This is a genomic window from Micromonospora sp. NPDC023814 (assembly GCF_040639595.1).
In the GTDB taxonomy this organism is placed as follows: Bacteria; Actinomycetota; Actinomycetes; order Mycobacteriales; family Micromonosporaceae; genus Micromonospora.
Genome location: NZ_JBFAAF010000160.1, coordinates 1 through 4,747, shown reverse-complemented (window position 1 = coordinate 4,747; position 4,747 = coordinate 1). Strand labels below are relative to the sequence as shown.

Sequence of the window (4,747 nt, the reverse complement as noted above, 5' to 3'; positions counted from 1 at the left end):
GGTGAATGCGAGTGGCTCGTTACGAACGGCGTCCTTCCCGCTGACCTGGTCACGCGCAACCGCCGGGTTGCCGAGGCTGCGCTTCGGCCGTGGACTCCGGTGTTCGTGCACGGCGACCTGCAGATCGCCCATGTGTTCGTCGACGACGACGAGGTCACCGGCGTGGTCGACTGGTCGGAGGCGGGCCAGGGCGATGCCCTGTCCCACTGGCAGCCGGTGCGGTCGAGGTAGCGGATCGCGTCCACGATGTCGCGGCGGGGGTAGACGATCGGCCGGCCACGTCCGGTGCCGGCCGGGACGTGTGGGGCGAGGATCCGCCATTCGGCGTCGGTGGTGTCGGACGGGTAGTGCCGTGGCCGGGCGGTGGGCAGGTGATCATCGAGGGCGGCCGGGGTGGCGGATGCGGCGACAACGGCGACAAGGTATACAGACAGGGTTGGGCCTCCGGTCGTGCTGGTTTAGTCGCCTTTGCTCGGACGGCCCTTCCCTATGTCAAGCAGCCACGCCGACGCCGTCGCGGTTGTCGATCTGCACCGACCCCGCCGGCCTCCCGGGACCCTTATTTACCAGGCTTCAAGGGAAAACTGACCGGTATCGAGTCGTTCAGAGTTCCACGCGCGGAAGGCACTTCGTAGGTGCAGAGCACTGGTTGGTCCAGAGGTTTGTCCGTCGAGGTTGGCGGCCGTGGTGTGGTGTCGCATGCCGGGATGGTGTTGCTGCGCACGCTGCCGGACAGGACCGGCCTGATCGGGGCGTTGTCGCAGGCGGTGGCGCGTCGGGGGTTCACGCCGGGCAGGGACCGGGGTCGTGTCCTGACCGATCTCGCGGTGATGATCGCTGACGGTGGTGAGGCGATCGCGGACATCGACGTGCTCCGGCATCAGGCAGACGTGTTCGGACGGGTCGCCTCGCCGGCGACGTGCTGGCGGGCCCTCGACGAGGTCGACGACGTACGGGTGCGGCGGATCACGCGGGCACGGGCGAAGGCACGGACCCGGGTGTGGTCGTTGTTCGACCGGTTGCCGGCCGCTCGCGCCGCGGGTCGGGAGGTCGGCGCCGGTGTGGTGGTCCTGGACGTCGACGCGACCCTGCTGCTGGCACACAGTGAGAAGGAAGGCGCGGACAAGACCTACAAGCGCGCCTTCGGATTCCATCCCTTGCTGGTCACCTGCGACAACACCAAGGAGATGCTGGCCATCCAGCTTCGGCCGGGCAACGCGGGGGCGAACACCGCCGCCGATCACCTGCACGTGCTGACCGAGGCGTTCGCGCAGGTCCCGGCCGCCCACAGGCGGCATCTGCTGGTGCGGGCCGACTCGGCCGCAGCCACCCACGCCGTGCTCGATTGGCTCACCGCGCAGAACGCGAAGCGGGGCCGCGCGGTGGAGTACTCGATCGGCTGGTCCATCGGCGAGACGGAACGCCAGGCGATCACCCAGGTCCCCGCCTCGGCCTGGACACCGGCTATCAACGCCGACGGCGGCCTCCGCGAAGGCGCTGACGTCGCGGAGCTGACCGGCCTGCTCACCCTGACTGGCTGGCCGCCCGGCATGCGAGTCATCGTTCGCCGTGAACGGCCGCACCCCGGTGCGCAACCGACGCTGTTCGAGGAACGTGACGGCTGGCGCTACACCGCGTTCGTCACCAACACCACCATCGGCGCCCTGCAGTGGCTGGAGGCCCGCCACCGCGCCCACGCCCGAGTCGAGGACCGGATCCGCTGCACCAAGGATGCCGGCCTGCGCCGACTCCCCTCACGCGAGTTCGCCATCAACCAGGCATGGTGCGTCCTCACCGCGATCGCCGCCGACTACGTATCCCATCAACCTGGCCCTGGGCCTCACACATCACCACCGCGTTCACCCGGATCGCGGCCATCCCCGCACCCGGCTGACCAGCACAGCCGCCATCCCACCGACCGGAGGACCCCAGGAGACCACGCCCACCGCCGCGACAGACGGCCCCTACTACGCCCCCGACCGATCACATCGAAGGCCAACGATCAATGGCCGGGGTCGAAACACTCGACGTCAACCATGAACGACCGAGGCTAGTACTGAAACAACGCCCACGCCGGGCCCTGGGTGAAAGGCAGGACGGGTGTCACAGCCCAACAGAGACTCGAGTGGAAGGCGTCCGTCGCAGCGCGGTGGCGTTGGTGGCGGGCGTGGTGGTGATCGGCGGGGTGCGCGGGATCCTGGTCGGGTGTATCTGGAGGCGAATCCCGCGCTGCCGTCGCCTGAGACGAGCCAGCGGGTGCGTCACCAGACCCGTGAGCTGCTGCGCCGCGCTGGTGAGCGGGCGCGGAGCGTCGAGCGGGCTGCCAATGCCGCATTGGGGCGCAGCAATGCCGACGGGTTGCGCGTTGTGGTGGCTGATCTGGCTGTCTCGGGCAGGGCCGAACCGGATGCCGGCGACGCGGGTGATGCTGTGGATCTTGGCGAGCCGGCGGGTCCGGCCGGTGATGGGCGGCCGGGCGGTGACGCGGTTGTCGGTGGTGTTGCTGGTTGGTCTGCGGGTGAAGTGGCGGAGGCTGACCGCAGTGTGAGGGTCGGTAGCGCGCCGTTGTCGGCGGCGCGGGTCGGTCAGGTGTTGCGGGGGCGGGCAGAGATCGGGGTGCGGGTAGGTGTTCCCGCCGCGGCGGATGGGTGGCAGGCCTACCGGGAGCAGGTCGTCCGCCAGTTTGGTTCGCAGCAGCGGCCGGGCGTCTTGGCGCGACGCATGTCAGATTGGGCGGCGAGTCTGGATGTTGGTGAGGGTGAGCTCCTGCGCGCGACGGTGTCGTTGGCTTGGCAGCTGTCCAGTCTTGCCGGGTGGGCCGATCGTCGAGGCTTGTGGCTGTCGTGGTGGGCCGAGCAGGCCAGCGCGCGCAGGGTGAACACGGCGGTGAGCACTGTCTCCTCTGGGTTGCCAGACGCTCTGCAAGACTTTCTGGCGGAGCTGGTGACGCGGGCGTGGGACCGTGAAGACGTACCGATACCCGGTCAGGTTCAACGGTTTCTGCGCGCGCTCTTCCTGGCCGACTACAGCCTTCAGTTCGGAGCGGAAGTGACGTCTTCCCCACTCATCACTGCCGCAGGGCGGGCGCATATTGCCCCCTACATGCTCGGCGACGGGGTCGAGGAACAGGTCCGCAGCGGCGAGTTCGAGGCCGAGTCGCTGCACTACTGGGGGCGCAACCGGGTGTGGAGGCGCCACGACAACCAAGTGATGGGGCTGCTGCGGCAGGATGACACCCTCGACAACGAGGCGTGGACACTGCTGCAGGCGTTGAATGGCCTTGGTCGACCAAGTACTGGACTGGCCTTGGTGCCATACTCGCGGCCGCGGGTAGGTTCTGATGGCGGCAGGGCTGAACAAGATGACGGCGGGGTTGATGCGGGCGAGTGGCTGACGGTCGCCGCGTCCACGCTCGATGCGGTGGTGGGTTGGTTCCACGAGCTGCGCCGGACGGCACCACCGCCACCCGACGGGACGCGTCTGGGAACCGGCCAGGGTGAAGGTCAACTATGCCTGCTGGACTCGTTGGCGCAGCTTCTTCGCGAGGCTCGGCCGCAGGAACACCAGGACGTGACCGCCCAAACCCTGCTACAGCAGGCGTGGGAAACTCTGGGCCAGGGCAATCTCGTGGTGGCCGACGGGCTCGCGGCGCGACCAACCGACTTCTACGGCAGTGGATTCCTGGACTGGTTGCTCGCCAACTACCACGTGCGGGTTCAGATCTGGGAAGACGCCGGCGGCGCGTACAGCCCGCACCCGGTCGTCGGGCACGAGGGCCCACTGCTACGCGTGGCATACCGGCCGGGACACTACGACCCCCTCCTGCCGGTCAACCAGGAACACCCCGCCCCACCGCCACCCCCCGACACCGAGACATGGATACCCTGGACCGCACCCGAGAACCAACGCACGGCATCGCAGCGGGTCCCTCCAGATCCAAGGTTCGGGGTGGTCCGGGTCCAGCACGACGCCTGGGTGATGGCGGTGGCGTTCGGGCGGGTCGGTGACCTCGACCTGCTGGCCACCGCCGGCGCCGACGGGACGGTCTGGGTGTGGGATGCCACCGGCCTGCGCGCCATCACCCTGGTCGGGCAACCCCTTCGCGGCCACACCGACGACGTGACGGCGGTGGTGTTCGGGCGGGTCGGTGGCCTCGACCTGCTGGCCACCGCCGGCGCCGACGGGACGGTCCGGGTGTGGGATGCCAGCGACCCGCGCGCCATCACCCCGCTCGGGCAACCCCTGCGCGGCCACACCGACGCGGTGATGGCGGTGGTGTTCGGGCGGGTCGGTGGCCTCGACCTGCTGGCCACCGCCAGCTTCGATGGGACGGTCCGGGTGTGGGATGCCAGCGACCCGCGCGCCATCACCCCGGTCGGGGAACCCCTGCGCGGCCACACCGGCGCGGTGTGGGCGGTGGTGTTCGGGCGGGTCGGTGGCCTCGACCTGCTCGCCACCGCCAGCTTCGATGGGACGGCCCGGGTGTGGGATGCCAGCGACCCGCACGACATCGCCCCGGTCGGGGAACCCCTGCACGGCCACACCGGCCGGGTGTGGGCGGTGGTGTTCGGGCGGGTCGGTGGCCTCGACCTGCTCGCCACCGCCAGCGACGACGGGACGGTCCGGGTGTGGGATGCCAGCGACCCGCGCGCCATCACCCTGGTCGGGCAACCCCTGCGCGGCCACGACGACTGGGTGAGGGCGGTGGTGTTCGGGCGGGTCGGTGGCCTCGACGTGCTGGCCACCG

2 protein-coding genes and 2 pseudogenes are annotated in these 4,747 nt (G+C 69.8%); 3 read left to right on the top strand and 1 reads right to left on the bottom strand.

What is annotated here, in order from left to right; translation table 11 throughout:
* A partial coding sequence (locus AB0G14_RS34715) for a phosphotransferase (RefSeq protein ID WP_357704868.1) occupies nt 1-231 on the top strand: 231 nt, incomplete at its 5' end.
* Here the strand turns inward: AB0G14_RS34715 and AB0G14_RS34710 are convergent.
* Nucleotides 189-371, bottom strand: a pseudogene (locus AB0G14_RS34710) (transposase); the annotation flags it as partial. The gene AB0G14_RS34715 and the pseudogene AB0G14_RS34710 overlap by 43 nt on opposite strands.
* A 264-nt stretch (nt 372-635) precedes the next feature.
* Here AB0G14_RS34710 and AB0G14_RS34705 point away from each other — a divergent pair.
* Both AB0G14_RS34705 and AB0G14_RS34700 read left to right on the top strand, forming a co-directional pair.
* Nucleotides 636-1,894 (top strand): annotated as a pseudogene (locus AB0G14_RS34705) (IS1380 family transposase).
* A gap of 311 nt (nt 1,895-2,205) precedes the next feature.
* Nucleotides 2,206-4,747: WD40 repeat domain-containing protein (locus AB0G14_RS34700; RefSeq protein WP_357704866.1), on the top strand; the 2,542-nt coding region annotated here is incomplete at its 3' end.